Raw genomic sequence first — 18,193 nt, 5'->3', positions numbered from 1 at the left:
TTCCTATATCTCCTGTATAATTTCTGAATTTTCCATTCAATTAATGATACCGCAAAACTTGTAATATTGGTAGCTTTTAGTATTCAGTTAATTGCTAAACAACTCCAGCCTCCAAATAGTCTATTACGCCATCAATGTTGCTATATCTGCACAGCTCTTACATAAACGTTCTAATAAGTTTAATTATTGCAACCAAAGTCATTATAGCAAGTAAAACTCCAGCAATGCTTTTATTCCTTCTATATTTTTATTTTAGTTTGTCCTGGCAATGTACTTTGGATTTTAGCTAGATTTGTTTCTGCCTTATAAAATTTGTTTCTTCCTTCAATCCTATCTACATAAATCAAATTTAGATTTTCTAGTTCCTTAAAATATTTGATAGCATTTTGCCGCTTAATGGCTAGTGCTTCAGATACCTGGGATTGAGTATATGTATCCTCTAAAAGTAATAAGTATATTTTATAGCAGTAGATGCTCTGCATATCCATCATAGCTAGATGTTTTAATATTCTTATGAGCTTGTCCATGTTTTCCTCCGATTTGAATTTTGTAATACTTTAACATTAATAATGTAATATTAAAATTAAGAGAGTAGAATACTTATCTACTCTCTTATGTCCTTCAATCTGTCAATTTCATCTTGTATAATATGATCTATATCATATTCTTTTGAGATATCTATATATTCTCCGCCTTCATATTCAGATATAAGTTGCTCCTCAGTTCCTTTAATTAAATTACTATCTATTCTCTCAAATATACTTAATGCATTAATTTTAACTAAGGATAATAAAAATGTTTTTTCACTTCTTATATACAGTTCCAGCGATGGTTCATCGGTATCTTCTTGATAATCAGGATCTTCTGGAGCTGCAGCGTAATTTTCCTGAATTGTTCCCATAACTCCATCACTTACTTTAATATTTAAATTTCTTTCCAGTAACCTCATTGCTTCTTTTCTAGCATGCTCTAATCTGTATGCATATTCATCTTCAGGATCTTCAGCATCAAGATATTCATCTCCTATTATGAAAATCACGGCATCTTTTAACGATGCTGCTTCTCCTATGCTGCCATTGTCTAATGCTATTAGCAACGGTAGCTTTGGCACTTTTTCAGCTGGTTTTCCAGCTTCTTTTATTATCCTTCTCATACAAACTTCCTTTCATTCCAAGGCATTTCAAATATTGGCGTACTCTTCTCTACAGAACCATTCCATACATATACAAATGCCTCCATATTTTTATTTTCAACTTCTATCTTTTCTAGCTTTCTTATATACAATCTTCCTTCACACTCATATCTATCAAGAACCTTTAACATATCTGTATTTACGGAATATACTTCCCCAACTATCTCTCCAGTACCATTCACAATGCCTGGATATGATGCAACTTGGTACATATCGTAATTTTTAAGTTTGCCTTTTCCAATATATCTACTCTGCCCTAAAATATAATTACTTCTTTCACTTCTCATTAGAGTTCCATATACGAATACATTCATTCTTTATCACCTTCATTATATTACTTTTTTATATTCATTCGAAATATCTTCACTTTCATAATATTTTTTACCTTCTTTAAATACCATAAGTTTGTTTAATGGTACTGGCTTCCAACTTTCAGGATTCTCTACTTTTGTAGAGAAACAGTAAAAATTACTATTCTGGTACATATAAAGAGTATCTTTATAGTTACTGTGAACGAAAAACATTTTTCCATCTGTTAGCAATATATTAAGTTTCCCTTTCGATGAAAGTTCCTTTATAGTATTTTCTATAACTTTTATTTCTTTATCTGCAGTTCTATCTCCTCTTATCCCACTTAATTTTTTTTCTATTAAGCAGAATATTTTTTCACTATCTGTTTCACCAGATGGTTTGTTGTTAATAAACTCATAGCCCTCCATATTAACACTACCATTGTGTGCAAAAACCCATTGTCTACCGTTAATAACTCTAACAAACGGATGTGTATTATGGAAATTTACCTTACCAGCTGTTGCGTATCTTATATGTGCTATAGCAATCTGAGCCTCTATTCCATCCTTTATTATATATTTAGCATAATTACTTTTATATGCTGCCACGGGCTCTTTATATATGTCAGGCGTGCTATATGTATGCCTAAATATAGCTAATCCCCAACCATCTTTATTAATTTTACTGAATTGAAAAAATTTATCTATTGTCTTTCCAATCTTATATGTTTTCTTAGCTGTAAAGCCAAAAAGCATACACATATGCATCACCACCTATTATTTTTTATAATGCAACATAATCATTATTATGTTTCTTCACTGTAATTTATACCATTTCTTAAAACAATAGTCAAGTTTTTATTTGCTATAAGCTTATCTCCAACTGTTTTTTCCATAAACTGATAATATATTGTCCTTATCTTTTTTTCTCATAAATATTATATCTACAAATTTTTTCATTTGACTGTCACTTCTTTGGTTGGATCCTGAGGCCTCTTTTAAAATGGTACCTCTTTTCTTCATACTATCACTGGTTTGTTCACTATCCAAATCTTTAGTTCTAGCCTTCTCTGATGCGATCATTATTCCATTTGCGATCTTAATATTTGCTTGAATTTGCGCCGGATTCAAACTTCCATTAAAATATCTAAATTCAACTGTATTAGGTCTTCTTGAGTCATATATATTGGTTAGATTTACTCCATAATATCGTAGCCCATCGCTTGCATTTCTAGCTAATCTATTTACATCATCGGCGGTTTCCATTGTAAATCTGCTTGTTGATGTTGAAGCTGCTCTATCAGAAAATGGTCTTGCATAATAAGTTTCCCTCATCTCCCCTAAATCTCCTCCTGCGAGTCTATATATGCACTCTTCAAAAGATCCTATAGTATTAAACATTCTTCTCCACCTTTGCCTTGCAGTATCCAACGGCTCCATGCTCATATGGACATGTCCTCCACAATCACCATTAATTTGTGCTCCATGCCTTTTAGCAACCTCACATACCTTTTCAATGGTTTGCCACGTTTCTGGAGTATCCTTTAGTACAGGAGATACTAGTTCTCCCCCTCCTAATCCAGACGAAACAGATCCATCACTTTCCAGCTTCCATTTACCTTGCACGCCTTGTGAATGATAGCCTACTCTATAATTATACGCACATATTCCCATATCATATAATTCCCTAGCAATTGCATCTGCATCTCCCCCAACAAACTCTAGTTCTATACCAAATGTGTTTTGGCTTCCATTAAGAACATTCTCATGCTCATATGGAAGATCCTCATACGTAAGCCTTTCAAGCTCTGATCTAAATAGCTCATCGTTATCGGAGTAAAAGAAATTATCGTCTTCAAAATTATTAGTTAAATTTCTTCTTTCGGCTTCTTCAGCTACATCCATATTACTTCTAGCTGCTATTATACCTTGAATATCTGAATTGTTTATTTCTCTATTATTTACGGCTCTATCTTCTGTTAACTGCCCTCTCGCTAAATTAACAGCATCTATATGTCTGCATCCACTTTCTCTCATTGTATAGTGCATACACGTACAAGTTCCATTCTCATAGTCAACATCATATGTTTGTCCACTCTCTGATAAAACTGATGCATGCCCATGATTTTCCGGCGTAAATGTAACTTGAATGTCCTCAAGTCTTCCTCTAGTCCTGGATTCCATACTTACTGCTATAGTTCTTGCTTCTTGTAGTCTATCTTCCATTCTATTAACCATTTCAGTATTATTAAAACTTAAGTTTCCCCCTGTAGGTGCTTCTCCTGTTATTCCGTCTGAACCTCCTGAGAATCCGCCTGCAGCCGTAGAAGTTCTTGAGTGTCCACCTGTAGCTACAGTGTTGCTTCCCCTTGTCTTTGGCATAATTCTCCCCCTTGTTTATTCATCTGAGCATACATTATATTAAAATATTTTATATTTAATTTTAAAAGTTCATTTTTAGGTATTTCCAATAAAGTTTTTCTACCTTCAGATAACATTCCTCTTTGACTTTGTATATATGCTGATTGATTAAGTACATGTAATTTACGCCCACCTGCCGCAGCGAAAATCTCTTTAATTCGGCGGGGTGCTGATATTCCCGCTATTATAATTTCCACTTCTTGTTTTATGTTTTGACACATATATCTAAAGCCCAACATATAGCTTTTCCATAGATTAGATGCCTTTAATTGAACATCAACTACTTGGAACGAAAAAGCAATGGTCCTTATGCTATTTTTATTTATTAATTCAATCCAACTGTCTAAATCATTTATGTTATACCATGCTATATCAGGAATAGCCATAATACCGCTTTGGATCATCTCATTATATACTTCAATGGATCTTCTAATATTAAACAAGTGATCCGTTCTAGGCGCATCCTCATACACAGAAAAGTTTGGTGCGATAATTGCATAAAAATTTAACTTTTTTAAATCATCATATATATTTTTACGATTATCCCAAAAACCTTCTAGTGTTCTATCTTTCACATAAAACTCTAAAATAGCTTTTGTCCTTGGATCTATATTAAGAGCTCCAGCATATCCTTTCTCTGTATACCTCCTATTTATTTGTTCACCATTACGAGAAAACATGGCTCCCGCATGAACGGCTATCGCCGGCATTACACTAAAATTCGGCGGTTCTTTTAATAAATCCGGAATAATTGGTATATGCTCTGGCAGAATCACTAATTTATTTCCCAGCAATACTGATCCATCAGATATAGATGACAAATAATTAAACGCTTCTGGTCGTTCTGGGCACAATATAAAGCATTTATCGCATTGTTTTCTGCAAAGAGATACTTCACATAAAGAGCATCCTCCACAACGGTTATTTATAGCGCACGCCTTGCAACTTCTTCCGCAGCTATTTACACACATACTGTCCCTCCATTTCTTCCTTAGTTTAATATCATTATACAAACTTAAGCACTCTAAAAATCTCACTTTTGTGCCATTTTAATATAATAAGCCAATATTGTCTTGTTAACTGTGCATGATTAAAAGGTCTCGATGGAAATATCATGAAAGTTATAATAAGAAATTTTTTTTACTAAAAAATAAAAATACACGAAGGTCGGAAATACCTAGAATATTAAATTGTTCTCTTTATATACTGCTTCACAATTAATCGCTGCTTATTTTTCATGACCTGCAGCTTTTCCAAATCGGCGGTTCAAAAAAATTAATAGATCCAGGGAAAAAATTATATCCTGGATCTATTAATTCTAAATATTTTTTAGATCTATCTTTAATTTGAGTTCTTCTTAATATATGTATATTGAACGTAAGTTTACTATTTAATGTGATGATATTGTATCACGGTCAATGTTTTATATCCAAAAATATATAAAGCATAGTATAAACTTAAAATTTTATTATTAAAAATGCGGATGTATAAGTAAAAACGGAATGTAAAATGGAAATAAAGAGATACAAAAGTATCTCTCCATTTAATTTTATATTGTGTTAAACTTTTCAAGATATTTTATAAAGCCAATTCCGCCTAAAATAGAAAGTATAAAACCTACTAGTTTGTAAACATCAATATATTTTGCTAAATAAATCAGATAAGTATTGGTATCCATGTTCCCATGATGCTGATTAATTACTTGTTGAGCAGAAATTTCTCCATATTTAACACTATTTAAAATTATAGCAATTCCGATGAAAAAAATTATCGCAAACAAAATTGGTCTAGCGTATGTTTTTAAATACTTCACTATTTTCCCTCCTAATCTACTTGCTTTTATAATATATTTTTAATATATACTACTATAATAAGATAATTAAGACATATTTTCAAATATTTTACGTATTAATATAAAAAATAAATTTTACTTAATTAAGGAGGTATAAAAATGAAATCATTTAAAAAGAAGTCTTTCATCCTGGCCCTTTCTATGTTAATGGTATTTGGTACTAGCATGAGTACATTTGCACAAACAAATTCTAATGATAACAAAAGTTTAAACTCTTACAATACTAATGGTGCATTAACTGCAAATATTTCAAGTAACTCTTCAAATCAGATAGTTATTACAGATAAAAAACAATTGTCATCAGAAGCCAAACATCTCAATATTCCCCTTACAAAAAACGGTAAAACCCTAAAAAAAATAGAACTAATTAATCAGCCGGTTACAAATCAAACTCAATCATCAATTATACAGAATAAAACTAAAGGTACCATTACTCCTAATAGTTGGGATACATTGTATTACTACATAAAATCAACAACTAATTATGGTTCTGGCTGGTACGATTCAACAGATGACTTAATGTGGGATTTATGGTGGGATGGGCCAGATACAGCTGTAGTATCTCATACAGAATCAATATCTGCTTCTGTATCAGATACATTAGGAGTTAGCGAATCTGGTATTTCTGCAAGTGTTGGTTTTAATGTAGCTGGAAGTTATTCTGTTACATTTAGTAGCACAACACCTGTTCCATCTGGAGAAACTTTAAACGTTAAAGTCTACAGAACATTTCAAAAAGTATCATTTGAGGTTTGGGAAGATAATGCTTTTGAAGCCAATAAATATTATGGAACTGGTTATGCATACAAACCGAACGGAGCATATTTTGCAAAGTCCTGGTATTATTAATTTAACAATTTAGTTTTTAACTGGTTTTGAAAACACCTGAAATATTAAATTGTTCTCTTTATATACGTCTTCACAATTAATTGCTGCTTATTTTTCATGATCTGCAGCTTTCCCAAATCGGTGGTTCAAAAAATTGATAGATCCAGGAGTATAATCCTGGATCTATCAATTCTAAATATTCTTTAGATCTATCTTAAATTTGAGTTTTTCTTCTTAATGTATGTATATGAATATTGAACATAAGTTTTACTATTTAATGTGATGATGTTGTATCACGGTCAATGTTTTATATCATTTTATTTATCCCCCCCAATACATTTTAGCTTACTTTCTTCATACAAGTCTGCAGATGAAAATGCCATCTGTAACCTCTTTAACCTTTTTTCATAATTTCCTGTGTTTCTATTGCTTTGCCATTTTGAAACCCTTAAAAGTTCTCTAGACATGTCAGTGGGTAAGCCTATAAGTCTAATTGCCTTTGTTATTCTTGTTGTATAATCAACAGCAATAACATTTAATGCGAGCCCATTACCTTCCTCAATACTTTCAGGTAAGCATTTTGCCCTATTATCTGTATATAAGCCAAAATGAAAAGCCACATCTGAAATATTAATGGCTTTACCAAATTCACATGTGAAAAATAGAATATCTTCCTTTATTGTTAAACCAAATTTATACTTTCCAATTTGTATTTCTTTAATTTCTTCTTCGCTAAGATCCGGTAATGAAATTAATAAATTGAATCCATTATTATAATCTAGCATTATCCCTATTGGCACTTTTTGTGGGTAAATATCTCCCAATTCAATTCTACTCATTCTAACATCCCTCAATTATTATTAAAATCAATTATCTTTCAAAAACATTTATTTTTATGATTTTTTACCTGTTTTCGGAATTCTAATAGTGTTTAATTCTCCCTTGTATAAGCTCCCTGTATTCTCTCTGCATCAGAATTCATTTTATTTACTTCAAAATAAAAATTATTACCAATAAGCTTTTTATCTTCTTCTATAATGTAACTAAATTTGCATACTTGACCCGATCCAAGTGATGTAGTTTCAGTATCAATATATACTATTCTCTCACCCTAGATCATTCCTTCATAGTCGTTTTTTCAACTTTTTCGGAAGTACTCGCTTCTAATTTTAGGTTAGCATTTTCCATTAGAGCTTCATTGTATTTACTCTTCATTTCAACAAGCTCTAATTTAATATCAGCTACAGCTATTTTTCTATCAGCTTCAAATTCTGCTTTAAGCCTTTGGGTTAACTCATTTAATTCTTTAGATTTGTTACTTTCTAAATTTTTTATCTTGATTTTATAATCATTAATAATAGTCTTATACTTTTCTTCGATTGATGAAATTTCAGCTTTTTTAAGAGAATCTATATTGTCTATAGTTGATTTTAAATTCTCATTATTTACTTCAAGATTTTTAATTTTTGATTCAAAATCTATTCTGAGTCTTTGAGTTATTTCATTAAGGTTCTTAGCTTTGGCATTTTCTATGCTTTTAATTCTATTTTCATAATCAGTTACTATTGCTTGATTCTTTGCCTCAATTGAAGATATTTCAGCCTTTTTCAGTGCTTCAATACTATTCAATGTAGATTGCAAGCTTTCGTTTTTAATTTCTAAGTTTTTAATTTTAGATTGATATGTATCAGCTGCATCCTGAAGAGTCTTTACCTCATTATTAAAATTGCTAATTTCTTTATCCTTAATGGCCATTTGCTTTTCTTGGTCTTTCATCAGTTTCTCGTATTCTTTGATTTTTTCCATAAGCCCCTTATTTTCATTTTCCTTATGTACAAGTTTTTCATTTAATTCAGTGATTTTTAAATCTAGACCACTTCGAATTTCCTCAAAGGCATCGTTGGATTTTTCAAGTTCAGCATTTCTTTTCTCCATCTCAATAATATATTGTTTCATGGAATCTATATCTTTGTTTAAGTTTATCTTAACCTGCTCCGAATTTGTAGTAATAGCTATAACAGTATTTTGAGCACTGTCTGCCATGTTTTTAAAGTGATTTAATATATTACTCAGATCATTGGAGATCAAGTTAATGAAACTTTCTAAAGGAAGTGCTGATTCTTTCTTATTTTCTTTATCTTCATTTATATAACTCCAAAACATATACTCAAAGAGTTCTGTTTGGCTTAAATTCCTATTTTTAGCCATATTTTTAAAGTCTCTTTCAACATTGTCATCCGGTCTAATTGCATTAAGTCCTGGTTTTTGCTTGTTTTTATTTGAACTTTCTGTATTTTCATTACCATTTGTCATAATAAATGCCCCCATACGTATTAAAATATTACTGTTTATATAATTATATCATGTCAAATCAATTATGTATACTATTTATCAAAATTAGTATCTTTTATTTTAGTAGCATACTATAGTACACTATTAAAATATAATATACTAACTCTTGTTATAAGTATACTTTTACAGAATCAGTATTAATAATTTATAAAATATCAGAACGGTTGCATAATTAATCAATTTTTAATGGATAAATAGGGGTAATACCAGCAGCACGTCTGCTGGTATTACCCCTGGATAGATACTTTATGTGAAACAATAATTAAATTTGTGAAACGCTTTTGTTGACAATGTGAAATTAATAGTATATAATTTACATATGGATTAAATTATAAGGAGTGATCACATGGATTTATTTCAAAGTGCAAAAAAGTATTTTCATAAGGGTTTTGTTGATTTTGATTATGTAACTGACGAAACTGGATATGTAACTGTTAAAGATGGTACTGGTAAGTTTTATAAACAGATGGTTTATATACAAGATAATCGTATGATGTTTGGTCCAATTGAGGGAGTAGAATATAAGGATTTAGATTCTAAAGAAATATTAAATACAAGTATAAACGTGCGTATTTCTAAAGGTGAAAAAGATGATTTCACAAAGTTTGCTAACCAGCGAGGAATGAAAGCTTCTGAGTACGCAAGGTTTATCATAGAAAATGAGATAATTCGTCTTAAAAAGGTTGAGAAACAAGGTTATGAAATAATTGAAAGTTAGTTTGTTTTACAAAACGTAGACGAGAGATAGTGGAGTCGTAAATAAAAACTTCAAAAAAAGAAGGAAGCTGCTTCTGCAGTTTCTTCTTAAAATGAAATAATTGTGTAAATTTAAAGTTAGGAGATGCTAAATATGGAAAATATACAGCCTGTTCTGCAATATGGAGATGAATTTTTGTCAGTTGATAAATTAGAAACATTTTGTCTAAAAAATGGAGAAATGGATTTCTTTCACAATACTTTTCGTAGGTATGATAATTTTGCTATATTTTATTTTAAATTTACTGGATATACTTTTTTTAAATCTTTTGATGATGTTGAAGAATTTATTTACAATTCTCTTCTTCATTATAATGAAATGCGTGAAGAGCTTATTATTAAAGGTAGTAAAGATAATCAGGTTATTCTTATATTAAACAATACTAGCAATAGGATTAATAATAAGATATATGTATTGTCTGAGGGTATGTGTGGAGATACTAGTCGCTTGTGTTATGCTACTTTCTTATATTAATTTTAGGCTGATGTGAAAGCTATGCGGTTCACATAGAAGGGGTAATACCCAAAATTTAACCGCAGATCTTTATACAGATCTGCGGTTATAAATGAAAGAATTATAGTTTTTTCATTTTCTTTTCATATTTTTAGCTTTTATTTGTTGAAAAGTTCTATAAGTTCCTTGTTATCGGATTCTTTAATATATTTTTCAATGTATTGGTCAATGGCCTTATTTATTAGCCAGTTTATTTTTCTGTCTTCTAATTCGCCTATCTTACCTAAAATTTCTATCCTTTTATCACTAGTTGAAAGTGATTTTTTTACCATTGCCACTCTTTATCCTCCTTGCTATATTTATGAATTCTTTCTATAAGTACAGACAGTCTCTTATGATTTAACTCTGTACCGACAAACTTCTTACCATTCTTATACGCATTTAATCCAACTAATCCACGCCCCATGCACAAATCACCTATAATTTTATAATCCTCATTAGTGCAAATCCACTCTATTATATTCTCTTCATCTATATAATCAAGCTTCGGCTTTTTATATTTCTTGCTGCCACGTATCACATAGCACATCTTATCTTTTGAATGATAGTAGCTTGAATTATAAAACGTAACATATTTAAATATCTGTCTCATTTCTATTATAAAATCTGCTAAATGCTCTTTCCCTACTTCTACATAGCATGTATCCGGATTTATTTCTTTTATGCATTCAAATAATCTTTTATAAAAGATTTCGAAGCTCTGAATCCTTTCTTCTTTATCAGCTTTCGTATAGAATGTGTTAAGATTTCCAATATTCCACGGCGGGTCAACAAATAATAAATCAGCTTCTTTCATGAATTTTGGCAATGGATTGAATATATCATGCACTTTTATTTTACTTCCATTATCAAACTCATATATCTTATCATTTAAAGGATATTTCAGGTATGCATTGCCATAATCCCAATTAGCCATCTATATCAACATCCTGCATCTCCCATGCCCTGGAATATGTTTGATTCTTAAATATTTCTGCAATACCTGTTATTTGCTTCAACCTAAATACTTCTTCCATTTCCATCCCCAGCTGCTTTGCAATCTCCTCATCATCCTGTCCCTGTTCTAATAGAGCTTTAACTAGATCTCCCATAAGATCAACTTGGTGCATACCTCTTGCACGATTAAATTGCACTGTAGCTTCCATCCTTTGTGCAGGAGTTAAATCAAGCACTATAATAGGAATTTGTTCACATTGAAACCACGTCTCTAGCATATCATCCCTATGAAATCCATCTACTATTACAAACTTTTGGATGTCTGGGTCCCACACAGTTACAATTGCAAAGGCAAAGCCACTAAGTATAAATGATCTTTCAAGTAATTTCATATTATTATCGTCAACGTGGTTTGGATTGTAATTATTTGCCTGTATCAATTCAGCAGGAACTAGTATAGGAGTCATTACAGGTAGCTTTAAAACGCCTTTTTGGGTTTTTATAGTAGGAATATCCGGTATATTAAAAGTTCCAAATTTTTCAGTTACTATTGTTCTCATTATAGTAATTCCCTCCATTTTCTTATAGTTTCCTCACGAGGATCTGGCTTATTGTCTACAGGTAGATTGTTTTCATAATCATTTAATATAAGTTGCCTGCATTGCTGCCTAGCTACATAATTATTATCTAAATGCTTCCTAAATCTTTTTTCAAATATCCACTTCTTATCCTTATCCGGATATGTTTCCATAAGAAAATCCCTGTATTCTTTCCAATCCTTAAAGTTCTTTGGTAGCTTTCTCGCTCTTAAAATTTCATTATTTTTACCATAAATATGTCCTGTTTGAATACCTTTTGCTCTTTTAAGCAGCCTATCATATGTTTTAGGTTCAAACTCAGGAAGCTCTACAAGAGCTTTAAAACTTTTCTCATGTATAAGGCTGGATACTCTTATTTCTTGTAAGCCCATGCCTTTCTTATACATATAATCATATATCCTGGAATACTTCAGATTATTATCATAGATATACTTCCATATGTCGTGAAAATTCCAATCATATAAAGGATATGCACTTACATTCCCATTCTTCAGCTTGGTTGCATAGAACATCCCATGGGTTGGATTTTTTGATACTGCTCTCCAACGATTAGGGCTCTCTGTCGCTCGTAGGCCCACCAAAAAAGCTGTATTTTGTCTGCTATTTTCAAAGTTTTCTATAACATCATAAAACCCAAAACCTTTATTTTTATCTCTTACTGTTTCTTTCTCTTTGGACCATGGTTTATGCTGTATACTATCCGGCTCCTTATGGCGCATCCACATTTTTGCTTTTCCTGGCTCCCATGGCACGAACTGCGTATCTTCCAAGCTAGTCGCATTAGTAAGATTAAATGGGGTCTGATACCACAGCTTTATTGTATTTTCAGGATAAAGGTTCATAATATATTTGATCTGCTGAATGGTACTATCATAAACTACTTCTTCATCTAGAAAAAATATTCCTACCTTCCTATTTCGTTTATGAGCTTCTACAAGGGTTAAATGAGCCAGCACTGTACTATCCTTACCACCACTTATAGAAACACATACATTTTCAAAATTATCAAAAATATAAGAGATTCTTTCCCTTGCTGATGTGAGTACATCTTTATTTATATAAACTTGCTTGAGCATAGATTGCTTCTAACCTCGCTTTCCATTTGCTAAACTCCGTTATAACTACATCATCAATTGAGAGAGTAGTGCAAAGATATTTAAGAGTATTCATCTGAGTAGTTTTTATAAAATCGTTCATATTTAATCGCCTATAATGAGTGTCTATGATTATATAATCTCCTTTATCAACTATATCTTCATAACTTAATACATTGCTAAGCTTAAATCTCTTATTCCTGGCAACATACATTTTACTTTGAACTATTGCGTTTTTTTTTAAATCTCCAGCGAATAATTGTAATGCTCTTGGAATTGTTTCCGGATTTTTACTGCCAAGGGTATCAAATAAGCTGTCTCTTTTCTTGTTGTATCTCTCTTGGTCCTTAGGCGTTATAGGAATATTAATTAAATCCATTTTTATCTTAAATGGCTTCATTTTTATATCTTCATCATACAAGAATGCATAATCAAAAGCTTTTCCTTTGTACATCCCTTTATTCTCAAAGTCTAGCAGTATCATAAAATCATCTTTGTTATCTATAATGGGGAAAAATTCAAAAATGATTTTATGTGGTGTTTGGTTCAAGTAATGGTGCGCACAATTATATATTAATTCACTCCTGTTTTGAGTCCTCATGCATCCATCCATTATTATTAAGCTGCATTCCCCTATTTCTTCAAGCAGCCTATAAAAATACTTGTACATTTCAATATCTGCATACTCTATATACTCTATTTCACATGTCACATTATACTTGACCGGAAATTTCTTAAAATAAAAGCAATACACTTTTTTAATGCCATTTTCAGATATATACTGAGTAATTACTTTTTGCTTTTCTCTTTGTGAAAGGCCGATTCTTATCAATTTTGTATCTCCTCCTTCAACTCTTCAAACTCATTTACTACTTTCTTTCTATATCTTTTGCCATGCAGAGTCTTACCACTTAGCCATAGATCTAGATACTTTTTATCTTTCTGAGCCTCAATTTCCTTTTTAAAACTATCAACTAGATTTTCTTTTCTAGCAAGACAGTTTAAAATTCTCTCATCAAGCTTATTGGCAGCACATATATCCACTATATGTACGTTCTTATTTTGGCCTATTCTATGAACTCTATCCTCGCTCTGAGACCTTGTTGCATAGTCCCAATCATTACTATAGTAAATAATGTAGCAGCAGAATTGGAGGTTTAAGCCGTATGCTCCGCACTGTTTATTTGCAATAAGGAAGTTCGACGTTGTTTTGAATAAATCTAAATTTTTTTGCCTTTGCTTTTGGTTTAGCTCTCCATAAAATGTTACTGCAGATCCCACACCATAGATATTATTAAGAATTTTTTCTATTGTTTTAATTTCATCCGTGTACTTACAGAATATAATTGTTTTTTCGTCAGTATCCACATAGTTTAATAAGCATTGTATTCTTGGATTATCCAGTGGATCTTTGAACATTAGTTCATATTGTATTCTTTTATGCAGTTCACTTATAATCCTATTTCCACTTATTACGCTCTGCATAGCTGACAACATTCTGTAAATAGTAGTTTCATCAAATTCATTAACGTCTGATAAAAACAGTTCTTTTACTCTGTCGTATTCTGCTTCCTGCTCATTTGATAAAAAAAAGTATTTAACAGAGTATGTTTTATCCGGTAGGTCCAAGCATTCTGATTTTTTAACTTGATATGTATATGGCGCTATTTTTCTTACAAGGTAATCTGTATTTAAACATTTATTTACTTTTCCAGGTATATTTTTATCATATTCAAGGTGATTCGCCGCAAAGCTCCAAAAGCTTTGATAGCCTAATATCCTCCAATCTAAAATATACCATTGTGCAAACAAGTCTTTTTCACTTTTACTGATAGGTGTTCCATTAAGTATTAATTTATACCTACAGTACTCAGCAAGTCTTTCGATATTTTGAGTTCTTTTAGCCGCATGGTTTTTAACTAAGTTGCTCTCATCAACAATGAGGAATATACTATTTTCTTTCACTAATTCAAGTAGCTTAGTATTAGTTCTAATGCTCCTTGAAAGTGTTTCTATCCCACATATGTATATGTTTGATATATCATCACAGTGCTTAAGTAAATCTCTTCTTAGATTTTCTTTTACAGAACATGGGCATAGCCATAAAACTTTATTTATTTTGCCAGCATCGAGCCTTATTCTTATAAGTTCTAATGCTGTTCGCGTTTTACCAGTGCCCATTTCCATATATAAAGCACCTACTTTTATAGACCTTAATTTCTCTGTGGCTTTAATTTGATGATTGTATAAACCTGTTTTTAAAATCATATTAATCACCTAGTCATCTATTAATTCTCTAAGATCGTATTCCTTAGGTACTGTAAATACTCTTTCTTTTTTATGTTTAATTGCTTTGCTGTAGCAAAAATATCTATTGTCGTTAAACACTCCCACCACAAATACATCACTATTGGAGTACCCCTTTGGTGTTGAGTTAAAAGAATTTATTAAGTTAATCATTTGTTTTTCTGTAAGCCATATAATTGATTTAGGCTCATTCAATATACCTATTTCAACTATATATTTACCCACTTTCTCTACATATCGTTTTGAAATTATTGTAGTCAGCACTTTTATATTCATAGCTCGATAGTCATTAGCGCCTTTTCATCCGCATAATCCCACGCATTAAATTTTTCGTTCCAAAATGGTTTATGTGTTATTACCTGATACCCTTCTGGAACCCACTTAATATTAAACTCATATCCTTCTTCTAAATTTTGAAAATTTGCTTTGCTGAGTGCTTGAATTACTTTTTCATGCTTTTCAGTGTAATCCTTGTCTATTAAAATAGAGGTACTCTTTTTAATAGATTCGATTAGATCTTCTTTCGTCCTATTTAATTTGTAGCCTTCTTTTAACATATTTTAATCCTCCTTTAAATCATCTAGTACCTCTGTACTAGAATTTAATATTTCCTTTAATCCATTTTTAGAAAATTGCTCTGTTACTTTGATTGGCTGTACAGTATCTATGCTGTTTAGCTGTTCCTTATATCTTTCTATTGCTTTTAAGGCGCTAGAAGAAAACTTAAATCCATATAACCTTGCAAATTCTTCTACTTCTTTATAATGCTCAATTTTTACTACCACGTAGGGGTTATCCCATTTGCTTGTTGGTAATTTTCGAGCAGTATTGTATAAATCGCTTTCGTCACGCCATCCAATAGCTAACCACCCTTTATATTTTTCTGCACCGTATAGCATAATCCATCTTTTGCATTCTGGTTCATATATGCCTTTAACTGCATTTTCTCTTATTTGAGCATCTAGAATGCTGACTGTAAAGCCTGCATTTAATAATTTATTACCAAGCTCTGCAGCTCTATCTTCTATGAATCCATTTGTTTCTCTTATTTTTTTAGACCAAACTCCATCCCATTTATAGCATAAAGATTTTACAGTTTTTATAAAGTCCTCATTTTTTTCATACTTGGCTGTTATAGTATCATCTTTAACGATTATATCTACAACACCCGGATGGATATTATTTTGAGGTTTTACTGCACATTCCATTTTAATTTCTTCTTTAATTTTCTCTTCAATCTTTTCTTCTTCTGTTACTAAAACTTTATCATGTACTTTTAACACAAAATACATAATGTCGTTATCCCAGCATTCTATATAAAACTTAGCTGAGGTTTCATTTTCTAGTATATAATCTCTAACCTTATTAATAACTTCTTCTTGTATAAACTGATTGGCATATTCTTTGCCTTTTTTATCAGCTATTTCGTTTATAGCGTCCATATATTTCTGCTGTGCAATGCGCGCAATAGCTTTTTTATCTAAATTATTAAACTTATCTGCAAATTTTAATCTTAAGGTTTCAGCATAAGCAATTTGCTTATCTGTGCCTTTAAGCGCTGGTAGTTCCATTTCCTTTGCTTTTTCTGCAGCTTCTTTATTTGCTTTTTCTCTTTGCTCCTGCAAGTGTTTTTCGTAGCACTCTGAACATAATCCATTAAATTTGCTATCTGCTTTCCACTGACGGTCTTTGGTAGGGCCTATTATATTGACCCTACCTTCATGACCACAACTAAATGTTCCGTAGTACCAACCCATAATATACTTCTCCTTTCTTAATGCTTTTATTTATCTTGTTTTTTTAATATTTCCTTAAGGCTCTCAAGATATTTTTTATGTGTCTCCGCTTCTGACAAGTGTGATGCATGGCCAATCCCCATATTGCGAACTGTTTCCGAATAGTTTTTAATATAATTAAATTCCTGTTTGTTTATAAGTCCTTTATCTATTCCGTATTGTAAGCCCTCTTTTGTTACAGAATCATTCATATAATTATACAACTCCAGAGGAATTATCTTTTTAAGTTCTAGTTGTTTCTTCACTTCTTGAATAATGTCTTCTGGAGACATTATTGTATATTGAAACAGAGATTCAAACCCAAAACGCTCATGATGTGTGATTTCTCTGTATATCTCTAGATTGTACTTTAGTACAACCTCGGCACTATTCTCAACTAACTTACCACTTTTCCGTATAACACGCTCGTTATACCTTAGCTCTTTAAAGTTATATAGGTATGTAAAATAATCGATATTGTTTATATCAACTTTTTGCGAAAGACTTACTATAACTTCTGCATTTTCTCCTGTTCGTTTCTCTCTTTCTTTCATAAACTCCTGGTTACTTAATAGATTTCCGCTGAGTTTATAGTAGAAGAGTCTCTCATGTTCATTAATAAACTCAACTTTATCAATGAACATGGCTCCCTCCTTTCTTAAGTCAATAAAATTATCTGCTCCATAGTATTCCTTTTTAACTCTTTCAGATATTACGGATTCCATTTCATTTTCTGTAATATACTTTACACACTCAGCAGCGTACTGAATTTTATAGGATCCGTAGCTTGCTGTAATCTTTACATAATTTTCATCCCATTCCATTCTAGCGGGTTCCGTGCTGTGATAACAATGTTCGCAAACATCTGCTCCGTTACAATAGAATCCAGAACCATCAATTGAACCGTCGGCGATATAGCAACCGTCGTGTTCTCCTATACAACAACCGTCCTCATCTTCTTTATAGTAGCCACAATTTCCTGTTAGTACAGGATGATACTTGTGATAATATCCTTCAAAGTCCCATCCAAACTCTTTAAGTAAGTATAGAACAATATTTACATCTTCATGTGTTTTTCTATTCCTAATAAATTTAGGTAGTATCAAAACCCCTGCTTCTTCACTGATGAGTATTTTTTCTATGTTATTTAACAAATTCTTCATAATTTGTATCATCCTCTCTCTCTAAGTTTGCTGAATAGCAGCTTTATTTAAATTTGACTTTTTGTTTTAATTAAATTACAATAAATATATGAACTTTAACACGTAGTGTATTAA

General features: G+C 31.4%; 22 protein-coding genes. 3 read left to right on the top strand and 19 right to left on the bottom strand.

Annotated features, from left to right (window positions below; all coding sequences use genetic code 11):
- Positions 1–239: 239 nt before the first annotated feature.
- From IAI10_RS16620 to IAI10_RS16590, 7 genes are all read right to left on the bottom strand, one after another.
- Positions 240–527, bottom strand: a complete 288-nt coding sequence (locus tag IAI10_RS16620; RefSeq protein WP_315674423.1) for a transcriptional regulator — start codon at positions 525–527, stop codon at positions 240–242.
- Positions 528–604: 77 nt separating this feature from the next.
- Positions 605–1,153: a hypothetical protein gene (locus IAI10_RS16615; protein ID WP_315674422.1), complete on the bottom strand. Its 549-nt coding sequence runs from the start codon at positions 1,151–1,153 to the stop codon at positions 605–607.
- Positions 1,150–1,506, bottom strand: a complete 357-nt coding sequence (locus tag IAI10_RS16610; RefSeq protein WP_315674421.1) for a gamma-glutamylcyclotransferase family protein — start codon at positions 1,504–1,506, stop codon at positions 1,150–1,152. The genes IAI10_RS16615 and IAI10_RS16610 overlap by 4 nt, the downstream gene beginning before the upstream one ends.
- Before the next feature lie 15 nt (positions 1,507–1,521).
- Positions 1,522–2,244: a class II glutamine amidotransferase gene (locus IAI10_RS16605; protein ID WP_315674420.1), complete on the bottom strand. Its 723-nt coding sequence runs from the start codon at positions 2,242–2,244 to the stop codon at positions 1,522–1,524.
- A 111-nt stretch (positions 2,245–2,355) separates the two neighbouring features.
- Positions 2,356–3,864: an amidoligase family protein gene (locus IAI10_RS16600; protein WP_315674419.1), complete on the bottom strand. Its 1,509-nt coding sequence runs from the start codon at positions 3,862–3,864 to the stop codon at positions 2,356–2,358.
- Positions 3,834–4,874 carry a DUF4417 domain-containing protein gene (locus IAI10_RS16595; protein ID WP_315674418.1) on the bottom strand — a complete coding sequence of 347 codons (1,041 nt, stop codon included), beginning with the start codon at positions 4,872–4,874 and terminating at the stop codon, positions 3,834–3,836. Before IAI10_RS16595 ends, IAI10_RS16600 begins: the two co-directional genes overlap by 31 nt.
- A 578-nt stretch (positions 4,875–5,452) precedes the next feature.
- Positions 5,453–5,716 carry a hypothetical protein gene (locus tag IAI10_RS16590; protein WP_315674417.1) on the bottom strand — a complete coding sequence of 88 codons (264 nt, stop codon included), beginning with the start codon at positions 5,714–5,716 and terminating at the stop codon, positions 5,453–5,455.
- A 138-nt stretch (positions 5,717–5,854) separates the two neighbouring features.
- Between IAI10_RS16590 and IAI10_RS16585 the strand changes: the two genes are divergently transcribed.
- Positions 5,855–6,604, top strand: coding sequence for a hypothetical protein (locus IAI10_RS16585; protein ID WP_315674416.1), 750 nt, complete (start codon positions 5,855–5,857; stop codon positions 6,602–6,604).
- A 296-nt stretch (positions 6,605–6,900) separates the two neighbouring features.
- Here the strand turns inward: IAI10_RS16585 and IAI10_RS16580 are convergent, their stop codons facing one another.
- Both IAI10_RS16580 and IAI10_RS16575 read right to left on the bottom strand, forming a co-directional pair.
- Entirely contained in the window at positions 6,901–7,422 is a 522-nt protein-coding gene (locus IAI10_RS16580; RefSeq protein ID WP_315674415.1) for a hypothetical protein, read from the bottom strand.
- Positions 7,423–7,699: 277 nt separating this feature from the next.
- The gene (locus tag IAI10_RS16575; protein WP_315674414.1) at positions 7,700–8,896 is read right to left on the bottom strand and encodes a hypothetical protein; all 1,197 of its coding nucleotides are present in this window, start codon (positions 8,894–8,896) and stop codon (positions 7,700–7,702) included.
- Positions 8,897–9,281: 385 nt separating this feature from the next.
- Between IAI10_RS16575 and IAI10_RS16570 the strand changes: the two genes are divergently transcribed.
- Together IAI10_RS16570 and IAI10_RS16565 are read left to right on the top strand one after the other, a co-directional pair.
- The gene (locus tag IAI10_RS16570; RefSeq protein WP_315674413.1) at positions 9,282–9,653 is read left to right on the top strand and encodes a hypothetical protein; all 372 of its coding nucleotides are present in this window, start codon (positions 9,282–9,284) and stop codon (positions 9,651–9,653) included.
- Positions 9,654–9,785: 132 nt separating this feature from the next.
- Positions 9,786–10,166, top strand: coding sequence for a hypothetical protein (locus IAI10_RS16565; RefSeq protein ID WP_315674412.1), 381 nt, complete (start codon positions 9,786–9,788; stop codon positions 10,164–10,166).
- Between the two features lie 137 nt (positions 10,167–10,303).
- Here the strand turns inward: IAI10_RS16565 and IAI10_RS16560 are convergent, their stop codons facing one another.
- The 10 genes from IAI10_RS16560 to IAI10_RS16515 are packed head-to-tail and all read right to left on the bottom strand — an operon-like array spanning position 10,304 to position 18,079.
- A complete protein-coding gene (locus IAI10_RS16560) occupies positions 10,304–10,483 on the bottom strand; it encodes a hypothetical protein (RefSeq protein WP_315674411.1) in 180 nt (59 codons plus the stop codon).
- On the bottom strand, positions 10,471–11,121 hold the full coding sequence (locus IAI10_RS16555) for a hypothetical protein (RefSeq protein WP_315674410.1): 651 nt from the start codon (positions 11,119–11,121) through the stop codon (positions 10,471–10,473). The genes IAI10_RS16560 and IAI10_RS16555 overlap by 13 nt, the downstream gene beginning before the upstream one ends.
- The gene (locus IAI10_RS16550; protein WP_315674409.1) at positions 11,114–11,701 is read right to left on the bottom strand and encodes a ParB N-terminal domain-containing protein; all 588 of its coding nucleotides are present in this window, start codon (positions 11,699–11,701) and stop codon (positions 11,114–11,116) included. The genes IAI10_RS16555 and IAI10_RS16550 overlap by 8 nt, the downstream gene beginning before the upstream one ends.
- Positions 11,701–12,816, bottom strand: coding sequence for a phosphoadenosine phosphosulfate reductase family protein (locus IAI10_RS16545; RefSeq protein WP_315674408.1), 1,116 nt, complete (start codon positions 12,814–12,816; stop codon positions 11,701–11,703). Before IAI10_RS16545 ends, IAI10_RS16550 begins: the two co-directional genes overlap by 1 nt.
- Positions 12,791–13,666 carry a hypothetical protein gene (locus tag IAI10_RS16540; protein ID WP_315674407.1) on the bottom strand — a complete coding sequence of 292 codons (876 nt, stop codon included), beginning with the start codon at positions 13,664–13,666 and terminating at the stop codon, positions 12,791–12,793. The genes IAI10_RS16545 and IAI10_RS16540 overlap by 26 nt, the downstream gene beginning before the upstream one ends.
- Positions 13,663–15,102: a DEAD/DEAH box helicase gene (locus IAI10_RS16535; protein ID WP_315674406.1), complete on the bottom strand. Its 1,440-nt coding sequence runs from the start codon at positions 15,100–15,102 to the stop codon at positions 13,663–13,665. Before IAI10_RS16535 ends, IAI10_RS16540 begins: the two co-directional genes overlap by 4 nt.
- A 9-nt stretch (positions 15,103–15,111) precedes the next feature.
- Positions 15,112–15,417, bottom strand: a complete 306-nt coding sequence (locus tag IAI10_RS16530; protein ID WP_315674405.1) for a hypothetical protein — start codon at positions 15,415–15,417, stop codon at positions 15,112–15,114.
- Positions 15,414–15,698 carry a hypothetical protein gene (locus IAI10_RS16525; RefSeq protein WP_315674404.1) on the bottom strand — a complete coding sequence of 95 codons (285 nt, stop codon included), beginning with the start codon at positions 15,696–15,698 and terminating at the stop codon, positions 15,414–15,416. The genes IAI10_RS16530 and IAI10_RS16525 overlap by 4 nt, the downstream gene beginning before the upstream one ends.
- Positions 15,699–15,701: 3 nt before the next feature.
- Positions 15,702–16,898 (bottom strand): hypothetical protein, encoded by a 1,197-nt coding sequence (locus IAI10_RS16520; protein ID WP_315674403.1) that lies wholly within the window; start codon positions 16,896–16,898, stop codon positions 15,702–15,704.
- 26 nt (positions 16,899–16,924) lie between these two features.
- Positions 16,925–18,079, bottom strand: coding sequence for a hypothetical protein (locus tag IAI10_RS16515; protein ID WP_315674402.1), 1,155 nt, complete (start codon positions 18,077–18,079; stop codon positions 16,925–16,927).
- Positions 18,080–18,193: the final 114 nt, after the last annotated feature.

It is taken from the genome of Clostridium sp. 19966 (assembly GCF_032335695.1).
Lineage (GTDB): Bacteria > Bacillota > Clostridia > Clostridiales > Clostridiaceae > JACTOJ01.
This window is presented reverse-complemented; position numbering and strand designations above follow the sequence as displayed.